The sequence below is a fragment of the Pseudomonas sp. LB3P93 genome, assembly GCF_054898025.1.
The window spans coordinates 3,440,896-3,458,782 of the sequence record NZ_CM142713.1 but is presented as its reverse complement, the minus strand read 5'-3'; the positions used below and the strand labels follow the sequence as shown (position 1 = coordinate 3,458,782).

The 17,887-nt window shown below is 61.1% G+C and carries 14 protein-coding genes; 1 reads left to right on the top strand and 13 read right to left on the bottom strand.

Going from position 1 to position 17,887, the window contains the following annotated elements; genetic code table 11:
- Positions 1-204 precede the first annotated feature (204 nt).
- The gene (locus ACYZT8_RS15535) at positions 205-876 is read left to right on the top strand and encodes a DUF3313 domain-containing protein (protein ID WP_461973922.1); all 672 of its coding nucleotides are present in this window, start codon (positions 205-207) and stop codon (positions 874-876) included.
- Positions 877-986: 110 nt separating this feature from the next.
- Here the strand turns inward: ACYZT8_RS15535 and ACYZT8_RS15530 are convergent, their stop codons facing one another.
- From ACYZT8_RS15530 to ACYZT8_RS15470, 13 genes are all read right to left on the bottom strand, one after another.
- Complete coding sequence (locus ACYZT8_RS15530; protein ID WP_461973920.1) at positions 987-1,979, bottom strand: DUF3829 domain-containing protein; 993 nt, start codon at positions 1,977-1,979, stop codon at positions 987-989.
- Entirely contained in the window at positions 1,976-3,349 is a 1,374-nt protein-coding gene (locus tag ACYZT8_RS15525; RefSeq protein ID WP_461973918.1) for a J domain-containing protein, read from the bottom strand. Before ACYZT8_RS15525 ends, ACYZT8_RS15530 begins: the two co-directional genes overlap by 4 nt.
- A gap of 121 nt (positions 3,350-3,470) precedes the next feature.
- A complete protein-coding gene (locus ACYZT8_RS15520; protein ID WP_461973916.1) occupies positions 3,471-5,987 on the bottom strand; it encodes a spermidine synthase in 2,517 nt (838 codons plus the stop codon).
- Between the two features lie 206 nt (positions 5,988-6,193).
- A complete protein-coding gene (locus tag ACYZT8_RS15515; RefSeq protein ID WP_461973914.1) occupies positions 6,194-7,780 on the bottom strand; it encodes an arylsulfatase in 1,587 nt (528 codons plus the stop codon).
- 72 nt (positions 7,781-7,852) lie between these two features.
- Complete coding sequence (locus tag ACYZT8_RS15510) at positions 7,853-8,881, bottom strand: HAD family hydrolase (RefSeq protein WP_461973912.1); 1,029 nt, start codon at positions 8,879-8,881, stop codon at positions 7,853-7,855.
- The gene (locus ACYZT8_RS15505) at positions 8,878-10,293 is read right to left on the bottom strand and encodes a hypothetical protein (RefSeq protein WP_461973911.1); all 1,416 of its coding nucleotides are present in this window, start codon (positions 10,291-10,293) and stop codon (positions 8,878-8,880) included. The genes ACYZT8_RS15510 and ACYZT8_RS15505 overlap by 4 nt, the downstream gene beginning before the upstream one ends.
- Positions 10,290-11,870, bottom strand: a complete 1,581-nt coding sequence (locus tag ACYZT8_RS15500; RefSeq protein WP_461973909.1) for a vWA domain-containing protein — start codon at positions 11,868-11,870, stop codon at positions 10,290-10,292. The genes ACYZT8_RS15505 and ACYZT8_RS15500 overlap by 4 nt, the downstream gene beginning before the upstream one ends.
- Before the next feature lies 1 nt (position 11,871).
- Complete coding sequence (locus tag ACYZT8_RS15495; protein WP_461973907.1) at positions 11,872-12,864, bottom strand: vWA domain-containing protein; 993 nt, start codon at positions 12,862-12,864, stop codon at positions 11,872-11,874.
- Positions 12,851-13,444, bottom strand: a complete 594-nt coding sequence (locus tag ACYZT8_RS15490) for a DUF4381 domain-containing protein (RefSeq protein ID WP_461973905.1) — start codon at positions 13,442-13,444, stop codon at positions 12,851-12,853. The genes ACYZT8_RS15495 and ACYZT8_RS15490 overlap by 14 nt, the downstream gene beginning before the upstream one ends.
- A complete protein-coding gene (locus ACYZT8_RS15485; protein WP_461973903.1) occupies positions 13,441-14,367 on the bottom strand; it encodes a DUF58 domain-containing protein in 927 nt (308 codons plus the stop codon). The genes ACYZT8_RS15490 and ACYZT8_RS15485 overlap by 4 nt, the downstream gene beginning before the upstream one ends.
- Positions 14,364-15,344 (bottom strand): AAA family ATPase, encoded by a 981-nt coding sequence (locus ACYZT8_RS15480; protein ID WP_461973901.1) that lies wholly within the window; start codon positions 15,342-15,344, stop codon positions 14,364-14,366. The genes ACYZT8_RS15485 and ACYZT8_RS15480 overlap by 4 nt, the downstream gene beginning before the upstream one ends.
- A gap of 147 nt (positions 15,345-15,491) precedes the next feature.
- Entirely contained in the window at positions 15,492-16,445 is a 954-nt protein-coding gene (locus tag ACYZT8_RS15475) for a SphA family protein (RefSeq protein WP_461973899.1), read from the bottom strand.
- A 12-nt stretch (positions 16,446-16,457) separates the two neighbouring features.
- A complete protein-coding gene (locus tag ACYZT8_RS15470) occupies positions 16,458-17,861 on the bottom strand; it encodes a DUF1254 domain-containing protein (RefSeq protein ID WP_461973897.1) in 1,404 nt (467 codons plus the stop codon).
- Positions 17,862-17,887 lie beyond the last annotated feature (26 nt).

The window sequence follows — 17,887 nt, the reverse complement described above, 5'->3', positions numbered from 1 at the left end:
GTAGTCCAGGTGCGTTTGCCGTCAGGCGCGCGTTCAAGCTCGGTGCAGCTTTGCCGGATGATCGGCGTCTGTCAAATGACCGTTGTGAGCGAGCCCGCGCGATAGATGAATATTGTGCTTTTTGATCACGAACCGCTGTGCATTGGCTATACCTGTAATTCCCGTATGCAATACCGTTGTCGGCCTTCTGACAGGAGTTACAGCATGAAGCTAGCGTTAATGATGGGCACGTTGTGCATCGCCTCGATCGGGGTGGTGGGTTGCGCCAGCAAAGTCGTTGAGCCGGACCAGTATTCAGGTTTCCTCAAGGACTACAGCCAGCTCAAGGAAGCCAAGTCGCCATCGGGCGCGACGGTGATGCGCTGGATCGATCCCAAACTCGACATCGGTAAATACACCAGTGTCTACATTGAGCCGACCCAGCTCTATCCCAAGCCGCAACCGACTGTGAAAATCCCCCAGGCGACCCTCAACGGCATCACCGGTTACTACGATCAGGCGCTGAAACGTGAAATCGGTAAATCCTTGCCCCTGGCCGCAGGTCCAGGCCCCGGTGTGATTGTGGTGCGTGCCGCGATTACGGCAGTCAGCAGCAAGACGGAAGGGCTGAAGCCTTATGAGGTGATCCCGATTGCGCTGGTGGCCGCGGCGGTCAGCACCGCCAGTGGTATTCGTGATCAGGAGACCGATCTATCTACCGAGGCGGTGTTCCTCGATGGTGGCGACAATCACGTGTTAGCCCAGGTCGTGCGCAAGGGCATCGGCAAGCCGCTGGAAAACGATTCGCAGGTAATGAAGGCGGATGACGTGAAAGGCGTGATTGATGGCTGGGCGGCGGATTTGCATCAGTCGTATCTGAAGCTTAAGTCCAAGTGATGTGTTGGAGCTGATGGCCCCATCGCGAGCAAGCTCGCTCCCACAGGGGACTGCGTAAACCTGTGGGAGCGAACTTGCTCGCGAAGGCGGCCTGACAAGCTCCGCACCTCTCAATACTCAGCGCGCGCCAGCCGGTTGTAGCGGCTGATCAGCGAGTCATACCCGCGAGTAACATCGTAAAAATCATCGCTCAATCGCTGCGGCTCAGCCTTGTTCTGCCAATCCCTGTGCAAGGTGTTCAGCGCATTCAGGTACTTCTGCGTCGGCGCGGCAATGTCTGACCAGAGATAGCGCGGTACTTTGTTGCGTCCCGTCTCAGGTAACTGCGTGCTCATGAATGGCTGTCCGTTGTCCCACGCCCGTTGCAGATCCGCGGTGGTTTTCGCCAGTCCCTGCGGCGTCAGGGTCTGGTTTTTCACCCCTTCGCTGACCAGGTTCAAGGTGTCCCTGGCCTGGATCATGTAGGTCAGCAGATGCCAATGAATGTCCTTGCCCAGACGCGTTTCAATCAGCTTGAGCTGAGCCTGTCGCTGTTCAAGGTCGAGCGATTCGACGTGTTGTCTCAGCGCCGTTGAGGCCGCGAGGTACTGGTCAGCCCTGGGCTGAAATTGCTCGGCAAAATCGGGCGGCAATGCGTAGTTGGTCGGTAAATAGGTGGTTTGCTGGAAAACGCCGATGTTCAGCGTCAGGGGCGTCACCCCCTCCAGCACCTGCACGTAACGGTCAGCCATCAGCGCCAAGGGGCTGTCGTACTCAAGGATGTTGAGTTTCTCGCTGATTTTCTGCGAACAGACATCCCTTTGGGAAAACGACGCATCACTGAAGCCGCCATCGTCGAAATCATGTTTGTTGGCCATCCAGTCACGCACCGGCTCCACCGGATGCTCCGACGATGTGTAGCGCTCATAAGCAACCCGCCAAGGTACGTCGACCCGATTGAGACAATTGATCACCGGGCTCAACGCATTGGCCTGCGCGGTGACGGATGCATCGTGCTTGTCCAGCCACAAGTCGAACGTTGTCAGGGGTTTTCCGATCCCGAACATCCCCAAGGCAATCAGCCCCCAGAAAATCCCCAGGGGGAACATCCATTCCCGATTCATCGCCCGGCCTCCTTGCCATACCACTGCTCATGGTTGGCTGGAGCATTGCATTCGGCAGCGCTGGCCGGCATGCGGCTGCACAAACGTTCGCTCCATTGTTGCAGGCCCTGATTGCGGTTGACTGTGCCTTGGTTGGAGATGACTTTGAACACACCAAGCAGGACGACCAGCACCAGAACGCCAACGCCCATCAGGCCGTACTTGAAAATCGGGCTGGCCTGTTCCCAGGAGACACGGGGTTTGATCTGGCGCCGGCGTATCAGGCCGACACCGAGCAACGTGCTGGCGTAAACGGCACTCGCCAGCGGACCGTAGACATAACCGAGTCCGGTAGACATGGCCGCGCAAGGCACCAGGTCGCGCAGCACACCCAGCGGCGGCGGATTGCACCGGGGCAACAGGCGTGCGCTGAGTCGATCATCCAAGAGCCAGAATCGATGGGCGAGTTGATGCATCAGCCAGTTGAGTACCCAACCACCCACGGCGTAAATCACCGACCAGAACACCGCGACACTGATCAAGCTCCCCAGCCGGGCGCCGTCCGGCGCGTATTGAACAAAGGTGCCGATCAGGCAGGCGAGGACGATGCCCAAGTACATCGGCCAACTGTCGTAGGCGTGTTCCCAGTCACGCCAGAAGAACGGCGTGCCGCCGGGCAGATTGGCGCAGATGTCCGGGTGGTTGGCGTACAACGCAGAACTCAGGTTGCGGCATTGCACCCAATCGTCTTCGCGCAAACGTCGGGCAAGGGCACGGCGCTGACTGAAAGGGCCCGGAGCCAACAGCAAATGGGCAGCGCGATGCTGCGGCGTGGCGGCGGGTTCGCCGACGAGGCGCTGTTGCCGGGCCAGAAATATCGGTGCTTCACGACGCTCGGCCAAGCGCTTGCGCTGTTGCGACAACTGTTCGATCAGGTCTTCGTCCAGTTCCAGTCGTTGCCAGAGACTGAACCAGTGAAAGGTTTCCATCGCCCATTCGAGCAGTGGTTCAGACGTCTCGAAGTGTTCGACGCAATGCCTGAGCACGGCATCTTCCATGACATCCACCGCGCCATGTTCGACGGCGATGGCATGACGTCGTTCGAGCTCGACACGGCTGACACCGTCCAGCGAACGGGTGACCAGTTGCAGCGTGTCGACTTCAACGACCGACAGTCCGGTCAGGTCCCACGGGGCATCATCGCTTGAGTCATCCTCGCGCAAGTGCTCCCATTCCTTGATGCTCAGCGCGTGTTCATACGCCTCACGCAAACGCTGAAAGCCCTCGGGGTCTTCATCCGGGCGCGTTTGTTTGAGCAGGCTCGCGTATTGGCGTTTGATACTGCGCGTATCGGCATCGGCCGGGAGGCCAAGGATGGTCCAGCAACTCATTGCGTGTGCAACTCCATGAAAACCTGCGACGCGACAACTTCCCTGAAACCGGGGGGGGTGGTGGCAATTTGATTTTGCGCACCCTACCGGTTTCGCGTCGAAAAGTCCCCTGGTCTTACCCTCAGTCGCCGACAAACCAGCGGTAATACGGATTGCCGCCATCGCCACGCATCACTTCGCGGATGTCCCTGGCCCAGGCGTCCCGGTCACCGTCATAGGCGTGCAGGCTGGCCCGATAGAACTGCATCAGCCGCTGCTGATGAACGGTCATGCGCTCGATGAACGCTGCGTCGGCATTCAGCAGCAACGGCGGCTGACGCAAGTCGAGCAGGGCCGGCAACACGCGGCTGATTTCCTTGGCGCGCACCCACGGTGCGTACTCGATGCGCGGTTGATCGTCGGTGACAGGCAGCGCATCGGCGGCGAAACGCTCCAACCCGGCGCGGTCGGTCACCCAGGTTGCCAACAAGGCAGCGGCCGAGCCGATGCCGACGTCCTGCAGGGTGCTGCGCACGGTGTCTTGCTGGTAGCGCTGGCTGATTTTCCCGGCATCCAGTTCGATCGGTTCCATCGAGCCCACCAGCAGCATTTCGTGGAATTCGCTGGTCCACAGCGTCGCGTAGGGAAAGACATCGAGGAAGCTGCGCACCAGCGAGCGCGAATCGTCGATGTTCTGGGTCGGCAACGGCAGCCATTGGGCGACCAGACCTTTTTTCTCAAGACGGCTGGCGGCCAATTGGTAGAAGTCGCGCGAATACAGATTCACCACGCCGGCAGCGGAGGGCGGAGGCGGTTCGAGGGTGATCAGGTCGTAATGCTGCGGGCTGCGCAGCAGTTCCTGACGACCGTCACGCAGACGGACGTCGACTGCCGGATCGCTAGCGGCATTGAAGTTACCCTTGAACAGCGGCGCGGCTTTCACCACCGAGGGCAGCAATTCCGCGACGACGCGATGTTCAAGCCCCGGATAGCGGGTCAGGGCGCCAGCGGTAATGCCTGTGCCAAAACCGATGACCAGCGCCGAGCGTGGTTCACCGTTATGGATCAGCAGCGGCAACAAAGCCTGGATGCGCATGTAGCGCAGCGATGGCATGGCGTCACCGGTGTTGGAAACACCCTGGATATACAGGCGCTGGAACATCTTCCGCCCCTTGCCCTGAGTGACCACGGCCACGGTCCCGCCGCGTCCTTCTTCGTAGAACGCCAGCGTACCGTTGCGTGCACCGGGCAGCAGGTTGGCGAGTTTGCTCACCGGGGTAAAAACCGCCACCACAATCGCCAACAGGCCGATGGCAATCACAGCCTGGCGCCGGCCTTTCTTGACGTGATGCCCTTTGCGTACCGCGAAATAACCAATCCCGGCGGCGACAATCGCCAACAGGCCCAAGGTGCGCACCAGCCCCAGCAGCGGGATAAGCAGGAATCCGCAGAGCATCACGCCGATGATCCCGCCCAAGGTGTTGAATGCAACCACGGCGCCGACATCCCGGCCAACCTGCTCACGGCCCACACTCAAGCGCAAGGCCAGCGGAAAGGCGGCGCCCAGCAGCAGTGTCGGCACAAACACGATGCTCAGCGCTGCCACGGCAAACCGTGCGCTCATCCCCTGCAGGTCGCTGCCGCCGATGGCCAGCGCGATGGTTTCGGCCTGGGATTGCAAAAATACCAACCAGCGCCCGAGAAACGCGACTTCCAGCAGGGCAATCAGGCCGGCACCGGCAATCAACAAGCCGAACACGCCCCAGGGATCGCGAATGCGATCAACCCGTCGGGCCAGCAATGCGCTGCCGAGGAACAGCCCGGTGAGGTACGTCGCCAGCACCACGGCAAATGCATAGGTGCGGGTGCTCATAAATTGCACGATGGACTGCGACCAGACCACTTCGTAACCCAGCGCCACACCGCCGGCGATTGAATACAGCCACAGCGCCAGGCGATCCGGGGCTTTCTCTGCCGGGTGTTTCACCGGGGCATCGCTCAGTGCCACGCGCTGGCGTTGAAACCACAGCGCGCCCGCGGCGGCCAGCAAGTTCAGCATCGCCGCCGCCAAAGCACTGCCGCGCACGCCGAGGGTGGCGATCAGCACGAACGCGGCGAGCAGGGTGCCGGCAATCGCCCCGGCAGTATTCGCGGCATAGAGTTGGCCGCCAGCCTTGCCCGATTGTCGCGGGTCAGCCGCCAATGAGCGAACCAGCACCGGCAGGGTGCCGCCCATCAGCAGCGCCGGAATGCCGACCAGCGCAAACGGTAATACCCACGCGGCCAGGCCAACGTGCTGTTCCAGCCAGGCGAACGGGCTGGCGGCGAGGCTCATGGCGAAGGTCGCACCGACACCCAGCACGGCCACCAACACTTCCAGCCCGGCATACAGCAACAGCGGCCGCTGCAAGCGATCCGCCCAACGCCCGAACAGCAACCCGCCCAAGGCCAGCCCGGCAAAAAACGCGCTGATCCCGGTGGTGATCGCATACACCTCAACGCCGACCACCAGCGACAACTGCTTGATCCACAGCACTTGATACACCAGCGCCGCAGCGCCAGAGACGAACAGCAACAGGGCGGGGATCAGCAGCGCCGGGGAAGCGGCGGTATGGGGAGCGGGTAGGGCCGACGACTTGCTGGCGACACGTGAGGACATTGCGGATTGCCTTGTGCAGTGGCTTGAAGATGATCGTTCCCACGTCGAGGCGTCGAACCGTCTGCGTGGGAATGCCTCATTGGACGCTCCGCGTCCGCTTCGGCATGTGACGCGGAGCGTCACGGGCTGCATTCCCACGCAGAGCGTGGGAACGATCTAGAAAATAAGGCCGCTCGCCGATAAAGGCGAGCGGCAGTCAAACGGGCTTACTGTGCAGGCTGGTTTTTCATTTTTTCCGCGATCTTCGCATCCACCGCAGCACGGATCTGGTCAACGCTGAAGCTCGCCGGTTTCTGGCTTGGCGGATACTCGATGAACGTCTGCAGGAACTGCGCAGACTTGGTCACCGCTTGCGCGACCAGATACACGTTTTTGGTGGTCCAGTCGTAATACTGATCGGACACTATGTCGGCGCGTTCATACGGGTCCATCCTCAGGTTGAGGATTTTCGGCACCCGCAGGCAAACGAACGGTTCGCTCCAGACCTTGAAGCCGCCCGGTGCCCGCTGTTCGCAGAACACCGCTTTCCAGTTGTCGAAACGCATCGACACCAGCACGCCGTCATCGTTGAAGTAGAAGAACTCCTTGCGCTCGCCTTTAGGCTGTTGGCCAGTCAGGTAAGGCAGTTGGTTGTAACCGTCCAGGTGCACTTTGAAGTTGCTGCCGCCAGAAGTCGGCGCCCAGCCTTTGAGCAGCTTGTCTTTGACTTGCTCATCGCCAGCCGCCGCGAGCAGGGTCGGGAACCAGTCCATGCCCGAGAACATTTCGTTGGAGACTTCACCGGGCTTGACCTTGCCCGGCCAGCGGATCATCGCCGGTACCCGATAAGCGCCTTCCCAGTTGGAGTTCTTCTCATTGCGGAACGGCGTGGTCGCCGCGTCCGGCCAGGAGAACTGGTTCGGGCCGTTGTCGGTGGTGTAGACGACGATGGTGTTGTCAGTGATTTTCAGGTCATCGAGGGTTTTCAGCAGTTTGCCGACGTCGCCGTCGTGTTCCAGCATGCCGTCCGCGTACTCGTTGCCGGGCATGCCGCTCTGGCCCTTCATCGATTCGCGCACGTGGGTGAACAAGTGCATGCGGGTTGTGTTCATCCAGACGAAGAACGGTTTGTCCGCCTTGGCCTGTTTCTCGATGAACGCTTGCGCGGCGGCCGTTGTTTCGTCGTCGATGGTCTCCATGCGCTTGGTGGTCAGCGCGCCGGTGTCTTCGATCTTGCCGTCGGCGAAGCTGTGAATCACCCCGCGCGGGGAGTTGGCCTTGACGAACTCTGGGTCATCCTTGGGCCAGTACGGGCGCTCGGGTTCTTCCTCGGCGTTGAGGTGGTAGAGGTTGCCGAAGAACTCGTCGAAACCGTGGTTGGTCGGCAGATACTCGTCTTTGTCGCCCAGGTGGTTTTTACCGAACTGGCCGGTGGCGTAGCCCTGGGACTTGAGTGCCTGGGCAATGGTGATGTCGCGTTTTTGCAGACCGACCGTGGCGCCGGGTGCGCCGACTTTCGACAGGCCGGTACGCAGCGGCGTCTGCCCGGTAATGAACGAGGAGCGTCCGGCCGTGCAGCTGTTCTCCGCGTAATAGTCGGTGAACATCATGCCTTCCTTGGCAATCCGGTCGATGTTCGGAGTCTTGTAGCCGACCACACCCATCGAATAGGCGCTGATGTTGGTCTGGCCGATGTCATCGCCGAAGATCACCAGAATGTTGGGTTTTTCCGCGGCCCCGGCTGTTGCCGAAATCGCCATGACCGAGGCTGCCACCAGGGCGAGTTTCGGTAGCCACTTGCGTATGCGAGTCATCTGACTTGCTCCTTTTGCTCACTTGCGTCGCTCAAGCGCGACAACGTTTTTTGCAGTCCTGCGTTACGCTTTTTATTGCACTTGCTCGGGAGTGGCGGCATCGAACGGATAGACCCTGCGCCATTCGGATGCCATGTCCACGATAGTCCAGCCACGGGTTTTTGCTTCGTCCAGGGCCTTGTCCAGGCGACCGATCTGCGATTGACGGTCATAGGCCCATTCGCGTTTGGTGTCGGTGTGATGCACCAGGCCCATGAATCGTTTGCCCGGTCCGGCAGCGGTCCACTGCAGCATCTGCAGATCGCCATCGGAGTTGCCGAACGCGAGGATCGGCCTGCGCCCGATCACTGCGTCGATGCTTTCCGGTTTGCCCGGGCCGTCGTCGTTGTGGGCGAGTTTCGGCGTGCGCACGATCGAGGCTTTACCGTCCTTGAACTCGAACGCGGTGACAAAGGTGGTGCCAATCACTTGTTCGGGTGGAATGCCGTAGACCTTCTCGGCAAAGGCGCGCATGAACCCGGTGTCCCCCCCGGAAACGATATAGGTCTTGAAGTCTTGACTGCGCAGGTAGTCGAGCATTTCCAGCATCGGCTGGAAGATCATTTCGGTGTATGGCTTGCCGGTTTTGGGATGTTTGGCCTGGCTCAGCCAGGTCTTGGCGTAGTCATCGAAGGCTTCGGTGGTCATGCCGGTGTGGGTGGCACCGACGATTTTCAGGAGGCCTTCCATGCCCGTGGCGGCCAGGGCCTTGTGATCGTTTTCCAGTACGGCCTTGAATGGCTGGGTGGTTTTCCATTCCGGGTGCTGCGGTGCAGTACGCTTGACCTCATCCAGCGCAAACAGCAACTCGAAGTACATCGGCTGTTCGCTCCACAACGTGCCGTCATTGTCGAAGACGGCGATGCGGTCCTCGGGTTTGACGAAGTCCTTGCTGGACTGGTCGGTGACGGCCTGGACGAACTCGATGATGGTTTTCTTCGATGGCCCGTCGTTCCACGAGGGCAAGGGTTCCGCTGCCAAGGCGAGCAGCGGCATGCTCAAGGCCAGAGCAATCAACAGCTTCAGCCCGTGGCGTTGGCGGATCGATATCGGGTTCGTCATGGGAAGTCCTTCTCGTGAACGGGGTTGAGTGGGCGTAAGGCGTGAGCCGCAGGGGACGGTTTGTGTTCGGCCTGACTATGCAGCGTAGCCAAGGATTTCTTCAGTTGGCGCAGCGCCTCGTCTTCGCTTGATTGCTGGCTGTAACAGGCGCGCAGCAAATCTTGCAGGCGCGGGCCGAGGTTGCTCAGTTTCAGGCCCAGGCGGCTGCGCCTGGCCCACAGGTAAAGGGCGCTCAGTTGGGCAGGTTTGCCATCGATCTGCGCCGGGATTTGCCGCCAGGCGTAGTCAGCGGACTCGAGCCAGGCGGCGTGTTGCGCGCGGCGCCTGGCTTGCCCGGCAAGGTAGGCACGCTGGACGAAAGGACGCGCAAACCAACCGAGCAACACCACGGCCAGCAGCAGCGCAAACAGCACCAGCCAGTGGCCGGAGAGATGCACGCGACTTTGCTGACCAAGTTTTTTCAGGTCTTCGGTGATCGAGAACACGGGCTTGTAAGCGCTGTTAGTCGCGGCGTCGAAGCTCACGGCCGGGACTTGGGCCGTGCGGGTTTGTCGGCTGCTGGCGTCCCACCATTTCAGCTCGATGGCCGGCAGGTTGTGGCGGCCTTCGGTGTCGATGCGGTAAGTCACGGTATCGATGCGCTGGCCGCCGTTGAAGTTGCCACGGCCATCGTCGAGATTGCTGATTTGCGGGCTCTTGGGGTAACGGCTCAGACCGTTCACATCGCCCATCGACGGTGCCGGCAGCGACATGGCCATGGCATCGTCGGCCTGCAAGGTCAGTTGTCGGGTGATGCTATCGCCGACCTTCAGCGGCGTTGCCGAGTTGACGATTTTTTGCGTAAAGCGCAGCCCTTGCGCGACAAGCACCGGCTCACCGGGCTGGAACCCTGGCGGTTGTGCTGCGGTGAAGTGCAGTGGCTGGCTTTGGGCGCTCAGCGGGGCGCTGGCCTGGCCAGGCGTGGCGTGAACGGTCAATGCCGGGATGTCGAAACCCTGGGCCAGGTTCGGTGTGATCCGGTAGCTGTAACGCATGCCGTTGAAAGATTTGCCGTCCAGCGTCTGGGTAATGTGCTCGGCATGACCGTCCGGTGGCAGGACCAGCGCACCCGGCAGCTTCAGGTCGGGCAGGGCGGGGGCGTCGGTAAACCAGCTGTCGGTGAGGACATCGAGTTGCAGTTCGAGCATGCCGCCGACCATGACTGAGTTGGTGGGTTGCAGGCGGGTCTGGACGCGTAGGTCGGGTTCTGCGGCCAGGGCTGCGGTGGTGAACAGACAAAGGAGTAAGGCGGTGAGTTTTTTGGTGAATGGTCTATCGCCATCGCCAGCAGGCTGGCTCCCACAGGGGATTTGCGGCGCACACAGATCAACTGTGGGAGCCAGCCTGCTGGCGATGGCCTCGACTCGGTTCATGGCTTGCCCCCCACCTGATCCTGCAAACTGAATTTCTGCTTCAAGAACTTCGCCGGCGAAGTGCTCAGATTCTGCAACCACTGCTCATCCGAAGCCGCCTGCTCGGTCTCGACCGCTTTGCTCTGTCCCTTGCCCGGTGCCTTGTCCATTTTGATTTCGTCCGGTTTGACCTCGGGCGTATTCTGCTCGGCGCTTTCCGTGTCCTTCTGCAAGGCAACCGCCAGCGCCAGATTGGCCGTGGCTTCCGGGAACTGCGGCTGCAACTTCAACGCTTGCTGATACGCCGCAATGGCCTGATCAAACTTGAAGCGACGCACATAGATATTGCCCAGATAGAAATACGCCTGCGGCGTTTCCAGTCGCGCAAAACTGGCCAGCGCCAGGTCGAAATCGGCCGCGTTGTAGGCGGCGATGCCTTTCCAGTACGGGTCGACAAAATGCGCGGCGGCCTGGGGCAAGTGCTCGTGTTCGAAGGCCCAGCGACCTTGCTGGTCGGGGGTGAAAAACGCATCGGTCAACGCGTTGGCTTCGGCCGGTGCCGGTTGAAAGCCGATGCCCAGCGCCAGCAACACACCGGCCATCCAGTTCAGGCTCCAGCCCTTGCGCACGCCAAGGAAGGTGAGCAGCAGCAACGGCCAGCAAAGCCAGTAACCGGCGTCTTTCCAGTGCAATTCTCGCTGTTCATCGCTGGCGCTCTGGAAATGCTGCTGGGCGTGCAACTCGACCCATTGCAGATCGTCGTCATTGAGGGTCAGGCTGCCCAACGGCGCATCCACGGCTGAAGCCAGCTGCTTGAGCGCGGCCTGGTCGAAACTGCCGAGCGCCGGGCGACCGTTGCTGTCGGTGCGCGGCTGGCCATTGGCGTCGCGGATGATTCCGCCGTCCTCGCTGCCGACCGCCAGTATCAGCACTTGCAGTGCGCTGTCGTCGAGTTGCTTGTCGAGTCCGGTGAGTTGCGAGGTGTCGGCACCGTCGGTGATCAACAGCAGCGTCCCCGGGGTTTTCTCGGCAAGCAGCAGGCGTTTGGCTTGATCGATGACCGCACCCACGTTTTTCCCCTGTTTGGCGATCAGGTCGGTGCTCAATGCCTGGATGAAGGTGTCGAGCAGGGCCGGGTCGTCGGTCGGCGGCAACACCAGGTGGGCGCTGCCGGCGTAGGCGATCAAGCCACTGCGGGCACCGGCACGGCGCTGGATCAGGTCGTGCAGCTTGTGTTTAGCCGCCTCCAGCCGACTCGGTGGCACGTCGCTGGCATCCATCGAAGGTGAGAGGTCGATGGCGATGATCAGCGGCGCACGGTTTTCCAGGAAATCCGGGCGGTCCTGTTCCCAGGTCGGGCCAGCGGCCGCGAGGGCGCCCAGAATCAACACCGCGCACACCAGATGCACGGGTCGAAAGCGCTGTTGATCCTGCGGCGTAATCAACAAATGCGGCAGCAGGTGCTCGGCAATGTTGCTGCGCAAGCGCCGTTGCAGATCACGGCTGCGCCGCCAAAGCATCGGCAACAACGCGGCGAAGGGCACTAATAGCAGCCACAGCGGACGCAGGAAATGGAAGTCACTGAGATTGATCTCCATCTCAAGCCTCCTGCCGCTGACGTGCGAGTGTCAGGTGCGGACGGAGCAGGGCGCCCAGATGGTAGAGCGCGAGCACACCGATTGCGGCGCCCAGCGGCCACCAGAACAGGTCTTTTTTCGGCTGATGGCTGAGGGTTTTCACCTGATGCGGGGTGAGCTTGTCGAGGGTGCTGTAGACCTGATCCAGTGCCGTGCGGTCCTCCGCGCGGAAGAACTTGCCGCCAGTGGCATCGGCGATCTGTTGCAAGCCCAGCAGGTTGACTTTGGCTTCACCCTCCGCGGTCGGGTCGCCGATGCCGATGGTGTGAATCACCACGCCTTTGGCGGCGGCCATGGTCGCCGCGTGATCCGGGGTGATCGCGCTGCTGGTGTCATTGCCATCGGTGAGCAGGATCAGCACTTTCTCTTGCTCGTGGGCCTGATCGAGTAGCTTCAGGCTCAGGCCTATTGCATCGCCAATCGCGGTGTTCGGGCCGGCCATGCCGATGCCGGTGTCGTCGAGCAACAGCGACAGACTGGCGTGATCGAGCGTCAGCGGCGCCTGGGGATACGCGCCGCTGCCGAACACGATCAAGCCCAGGCGATCTTCTTTGCGTTTGTCGATAAAGCCATGCACCACTTCCTTGACCGCCGCCAGACGATTGATCTTCTGGCCATTGGCGTCGGTGAAATCGGTGGTTTCCATGGATTGGGAAATGTCGATGGCCAGCATCAGGTCGCGCACCGGTTGCTGGCGTTCGATCGGTTTTTCGACGAACACCGGTCGCGCTGCGGCCAGCAGCACCAGTGCCCACACCAGCAGATTCAGGGCCAGCTGCCAGCGATTGCTGCGGGTTCCGGCCTGGCTCGGTGCCTGACCGACCGCGCGGCTCATCGCGCCGAAAAACGGCACACGCACGGCGCTGCGGGCTTCGCGGTAATCGGGCAGGTAGCGGTAGCCCAGCCACGGCAGCGGCAAAAGGATCAGCAGCCAGGGGTAATCAAGCTGCCACATGATGATGCTCCACCCAGTGTTTGCAGGTGTCGAACAGTTGCTGGCGTTTATCGCCGGGCAAGGTCAGCAATGCCGCATCGGACGTATAGGCCAGTTGCGCCAGTTGCTGGCTGAAATCAGCGGGCAATGGCTGCGAACTGTGCCGCACCAGAAACGCCTGCCAATCCTCACCCCCAAGCGCACCAACATCCCCTTGTGGGAGCGAGCCTGCTCGCGATAGCGGTGGGTCAGTCACCGTTGATGTTGAGTGTTGGGCCGCCATCGCGAGCAGGCTCGCTCCCACAGGTTTTTTATTCCAAGGGGAGGGCATGGAGAGAGCTACACGTTTGAGCAACTCCGGGAGTTCTCGCAGAGCGCCAAGTTGATCGTTGCTGCTTTGCAAATCAGCCAACCGCACCAACGCCTCCCGCCGATAACGATCCCGCCGCCATTGCCAATACCGCCGTGCACCGACCAGCAAAACGGCAATCACCAACACCCCGAGCAACACCCACCAGCCCCACGTCTGCGGCGCATAACTGACCGGGGCGGGCAAACCGATCTCTTTCAGCTGCTCGATACTCGGGATATTCGGGTTCATCGCCGACCTCTGCCGAGTTCGGTGCGCAATTGTTCCTGAGCATCGGTCGCGGTACTGAACATCATCAGCGGCACCTGACTGCGCCGCAGCAGGGTGGCGACATCCTTGAGCCGACCGCTGAGAAAATCCCCCAACGGCTGATGTACGCTGCGTTGTTCGACGGCCAGTTCCACCTGCAATTGGCCTTGGGTAATCAGCAAACGCCCGTTTTTCGGCAGGTTCAGCGCCAACGGGTCATACACCTGCATGGCGACCACATCGTTGTGCGCGGCCAATTGGCGCATCAACTGCAACGTGCGCTCACCGGCACCGGCAAAGTCGCTGACGATGCAAATCAAATGATCGTGCCCTGCCACCGCCAGGCAATGCTGCAACACCTTGTCGAGCTGGTCTTCGCCTTCGGCGTCCGGGTTGGCGGCGTTCAGTTGCTGGTTCTGCTCGGCAATGCGGCTGCAAAAGGCTTCAATGCGTTTACGGCTGCGCAACGGGGCGATGCTGTCGATGCGCTGGTCGTTGAACACCAGGCCGCCGACCCGATCCCCGGCGTTGAACACCATCCATGCCGCCAGCGCGCCCAGCTCCGCAGCGATGGCCGATTTGAAGCTGCGTTGCGAGCCGAAGAACATCGACATGCGCTGATCCACCAGGATCAAGGCCGGCCGGTCGCGCTCTTCGGTAAACGTGCGCACCACCGGTTTGCCGGTGCGCAGCGAGGCGCGCCAGTCCAGATGACGCAGGTCGTCTCCCGGCTGATAGCGACGCAGCTCATCAAAGTTCAAACCACGGCCGCGCAGGCGCGAAGCATGGTTGCCGGCCAGAATGCTGCCCTGCGGCTGACGCGCCACAAAACTCAGGTCACGCGCCTTGAACTCCAGCGCCATCAACTGCGCCAGAGAGACATAGACCAGACCGTCGGTATTCATGCCGGAATCGCCACTTTGTCGAGCAGGCGATCAAGCACCTGATCGGCCGTCACACCGTCCGCTACCGCGTCATAGCTCAGTTGCAATCGATGCCGCAGCACCGGATGCACCACGGCGCGGACGTTATCGGGCGAGACGAAATCCTGCCCCTGCAACCAGGCATCGGCCCGGGCGCAACGGTCCAGGCCGATACCGCCCCGAGGACTGGCGCCGATGGCGATCCAGCGGCCCAGATCGGCGTCGTAGTCAACGGGATGGCGAGTGGCATTGATCAGGTCGATCAGGTAACGGTCGATGGCCGGGGACACGTGAATGGCACTGACCTCTCGACGCGCCGCGAAGATCACCTCTTGAGACAGCGCGAAGCCCTGCACCGTTGCGGTCTTGGCGCCCAGCGCAAATTCTTCTTCGCGCAATAGGCGCAGCACCTGGCTCTCGTTTTCGGCACTGGGGTAATCGAGCAAAACCTTCATCAGAAAGCGGTCCATCTGCGCTTCCGGCAGCGGATAGGTGCCTTCCTGTTCGATCGGGTTTTGCGTCGCCACCACAATGAACAACTCCGGCAGCACGTGACTGTTACCGGCCACGGTGATCTGGCGTTCTTCCATCGCCTCCAGCAATGCCGCCTGAACCTTGGCCGGGGCGCGGTTGATTTCATCCGCCAGAATCAGGTTGCCGAACAGCGGGCCGGGCTGGAACTGGATCTCGTTCTTGCCATCGATCTGGTGCAGGACCTCGGCGCCGGTGATGTCCGACGGCAAAAGGTCGGGGGTGAACTGGATACGGCTCATCTTCGCGTCCAGGTGTTTGGCCAGCGCCTTCACCGTGCGGGTCTTGGCCAGCCCCGGCAAGCTTTCGAGCAACAAGTGCCCGTTGGCCAGCAGGCCGAGGAGAATCTGCCGGATTACCTGGTCCTGACCGAGCACCGCTTCGGCGATGCTGGCTTGCAGGGCGTTGAGGTCATTGAGTGCGGTCATGAGAATCCCTGGCTCAAAACATGAAAGTCGGAATGATGGGGATGAACGACAAGCGAAAATTCCAGCGGCTGCTGATCAGGTCGTCCGGGTGGATCGCCGAGTGTCTGATCGCTGTGCAGACCGGTACCTGACCATTCTTGTTAACCCCTAGAAAAACGCCAACGTCAGGTTAACCGCCACACCGTTGCCTTCCGGGCGGTTCTTGGTGTCGAACTCGGGCACCCAACGTGCGCTGACGCTGGCCTGGGCATCGTTGAACTTGCCGGCCCAGCCGATCACCGGACCGGCGCCGACCGAGCGACCGCGAAAGCCATTGAGGGCGTCAGCCGTCTGGCCTTTGTCGTCAGTGACTTGCTGGACATAACCGCCGACCAGGCCGGCGCTCCAGCCGTTGCCGAAGCCGTGGGTCCACATCGCATCGAGGGTGAAAATATTGCCGTTGCGATAATCCGTGGCGTCGTTCTCGGTGTAGAACTCCAGACCGCCCGACAGCGTGAACTCGCCACCTTTGCCGTCCAGATGGGTGAACGACACGGTGGGCATGAAGGTGTAAGTGTTCTGGCCGGGGTTGGCCAGGCGGTCGTCGTTGTAGGCACCGGACGGCACGTAGATCGGCAGGGAGAACGAGATGTGGTTGACCTCGTCGAAGTGATAACCGGCGGCGATCGGCGTGATCAGCATGTCGGCAAACTGTGTGCCGGAATCACTGGTGCCCAGCGTCCGCCCACGCGGCCCGGTAATCGAGATGTTGATGTCGGTGTATTGCACCGGTACGCCGATGGCCGAGGCATAGTTCCAGCGCCCCTTGCCGGTGTCCCAGACATGGGTGAAGTTGGCCATGGTGTAGGAGACTTTCATGTCGAGGTCGGCACCCACCTCACCGACAATCGGCACACCCTTGCCGCCCTTGATATCGCCGTCATACCAGATACTGGTAAAGGACATGACCCAGCCTGGTGCCGGCGGCACGACCCCAGCGTTGGAAAACACCTGTTGCCCGGTGATCGGACGCCCGACACCGCCCTCGGCCGCGAAGCCCAAGGGGCTTGCGCCGATTACGCACAGGGCCAGTAAAGGACGCACTACAAAGGGCCTGACCATGACTGACTCCGCTTATTGTTTTTGTGAATTGACGGGGGTCAGCAGCGGCATTTGCCACTGGCCGCTGGTGACTTCAGGTTTTGGCAGGTAGAGGCGCAAGACTCCATAGAACGGGCCGTTCGGCGCTGGCAGCCAGTTGCTCTGCAAGTCCTTGGCCGGTGCCTTGTTCTGCACGTAAAGGGTCAGGCCACCGTCGGCGTCGAGCTTGAGATCGGGCAACATCCGCGAGTTGATCAGGTAGCGATTGAGCGGGTTGGCCACCAGCAGCTTGTTCTTGCCGTCGTACATCGTCAGCGACCAGAACGCATCGGCCGGGGGCAGGGCGCCTTTATCGAAATGCAGGGTGTAATCGTGTTTCGAGGCGTCGACCGGCTGGCCGTCCTTGTCGACGAAATAGCCGATGTAATTCGCTTCTTCGGCGGAGTTGCCGAAAATCCCCATGTTGGCCCCGGCGTAGCGGTACAGGTAATTGCCCTTGAGGTGATCGCGGGTGCCGAAGAGATCGCCGCTGCTGACCTCGTGGGTATCGACTTTGTCTTTCTTGAATTGGGCGAATTCGGCCTTGGCATCGCTGATACCGTCTTCCAGGGCCTGACGCTGTTCAGCTGTGAAGTCGTGCAGCTTGAAAGGCTTGCCGGCTTCGATACCGATTTTCTTGAAGCGCGCGAGCAGATCCTTTTCCGCGTCCTGCGCCGGGGCGAAGGCCAGCATGAAGTTCAGGTAGCGGAACAGGTCCGGGGTATCGCTCATGGTCGGTGTGGGTTTCGGCCAGGCGACCTTCGGCGCCGCTGGCGGGGCCTTCTGTTTGACGTAGTGGCTCAACGTCTCGACCTTGTAACCCTTCTGGATTTCCTTGACCTTGCCCAGATCCTTTTCGTCGAACAGCTGCGTGCGATACAGGGCGTAGGCGATGTTGGTTTCACTGCGCAGCAACCGGTCGATGTCCACCGGTTGCTGGCCCTGCCAGTTCGGGCCGGCAATCATGAAATGCCCGCCGTTATTGCCTGTACTGCGGGTACCCAGGTACGCAAAATTCTGCGTGTAGGCGTCGATCAATTGCACGGAGTAGTAACGGTGCTCGTCGATGGGCGGCAAGGTCAGCACCACTGGTTCGGCGCGCAGGTCCATCCAGACGAACGAGTAGGGTGTGTCGGCGTTCGGTGTGACGAACGCGGTGTCCTTGGCGGTGAAGGCCTTCGCGGTGTTGCCGATCCGGTTGAACGGCGCCTTGAAGTTCGCGCTCTTTTTGTCGACGGCCTGGGTGTAGAGAGTCTTGTACATTTCCACCACCGGGAAGCCGTACAGGTAGGCCTCCTTGGCGATGCCGCGGGCTTCCTCGGGTGTGGCGGTGAAGTCGGCCCAGGCGCTGGTATTCAGGGCGAGCGTGAGAACGGTGAGCAACAGGCGATTATTCATAGCGCTTCCTTATTGAATCCTGGGCG

Excerpts from the sequence above, each read along its gene's own strand:
- ACYZT8_RS15535 (WP_461973922.1), top strand. The coding sequence starts at position 205 with ATGAAGCTAGCGTTAATGATGGGCACGTTGTGCATCGCCTCGATCGGG.
- ACYZT8_RS15530 (WP_461973920.1), bottom strand. The coding sequence starts at position 1,979 with ATGAATCGGGAATGGATGTTCCCCCTGGGGATTTTCTGGGGGCTGATT.
- ACYZT8_RS15525 (WP_461973918.1), bottom strand. The coding sequence starts at position 3,349 with ATGAGTTGCTGGACCATCCTTGGCCTCCCGGCCGATGCCGATACGCGC.
- ACYZT8_RS15520 (WP_461973916.1), bottom strand. The coding sequence starts at position 5,987 with ATGTCCTCACGTGTCGCCAGCAAGTCGTCGGCCCTACCCGCTCCCCAT.
- ACYZT8_RS15515 (WP_461973914.1), bottom strand. The coding sequence starts at position 7,780 with ATGACTCGCATACGCAAGTGGCTACCGAAACTCGCCCTGGTGGCAGCC.
- ACYZT8_RS15510 (WP_461973912.1), bottom strand. The coding sequence starts at position 8,881 with ATGACGAACCCGATATCGATCCGCCAACGCCACGGGCTGAAGCTGTTG.
- ACYZT8_RS15505 (WP_461973911.1), bottom strand. The coding sequence starts at position 10,293 with ATGAACCGAGTCGAGGCCATCGCCAGCAGGCTGGCTCCCACAGTTGAT.
- ACYZT8_RS15500 (WP_461973909.1), bottom strand. The coding sequence starts at position 11,870 with ATGGAGATCAATCTCAGTGACTTCCATTTCCTGCGTCCGCTGTGGCTG.
- ACYZT8_RS15495 (WP_461973907.1), bottom strand. The coding sequence starts at position 12,864 with ATGTGGCAGCTTGATTACCCCTGGCTGCTGATCCTTTTGCCGCTGCCG.
- ACYZT8_RS15490 (WP_461973905.1), bottom strand. The coding sequence starts at position 13,444 with ATGAACCCGAATATCCCGAGTATCGAGCAGCTGAAAGAGATCGGTTTG.
- ACYZT8_RS15485 (WP_461973903.1), bottom strand. The coding sequence starts at position 14,367 with ATGAATACCGACGGTCTGGTCTATGTCTCTCTGGCGCAGTTGATGGCG.
- ACYZT8_RS15480 (WP_461973901.1), bottom strand. The coding sequence starts at position 15,344 with ATGACCGCACTCAATGACCTCAACGCCCTGCAAGCCAGCATCGCCGAA.
- ACYZT8_RS15475 (WP_461973899.1), bottom strand. The coding sequence starts at position 16,445 with ATGGTCAGGCCCTTTGTAGTGCGTCCTTTACTGGCCCTGTGCGTAATC.
- ACYZT8_RS15470 (WP_461973897.1), bottom strand. The coding sequence starts at position 17,861 with ATGAATAATCGCCTGTTGCTCACCGTTCTCACGCTCGCCCTGAATACC.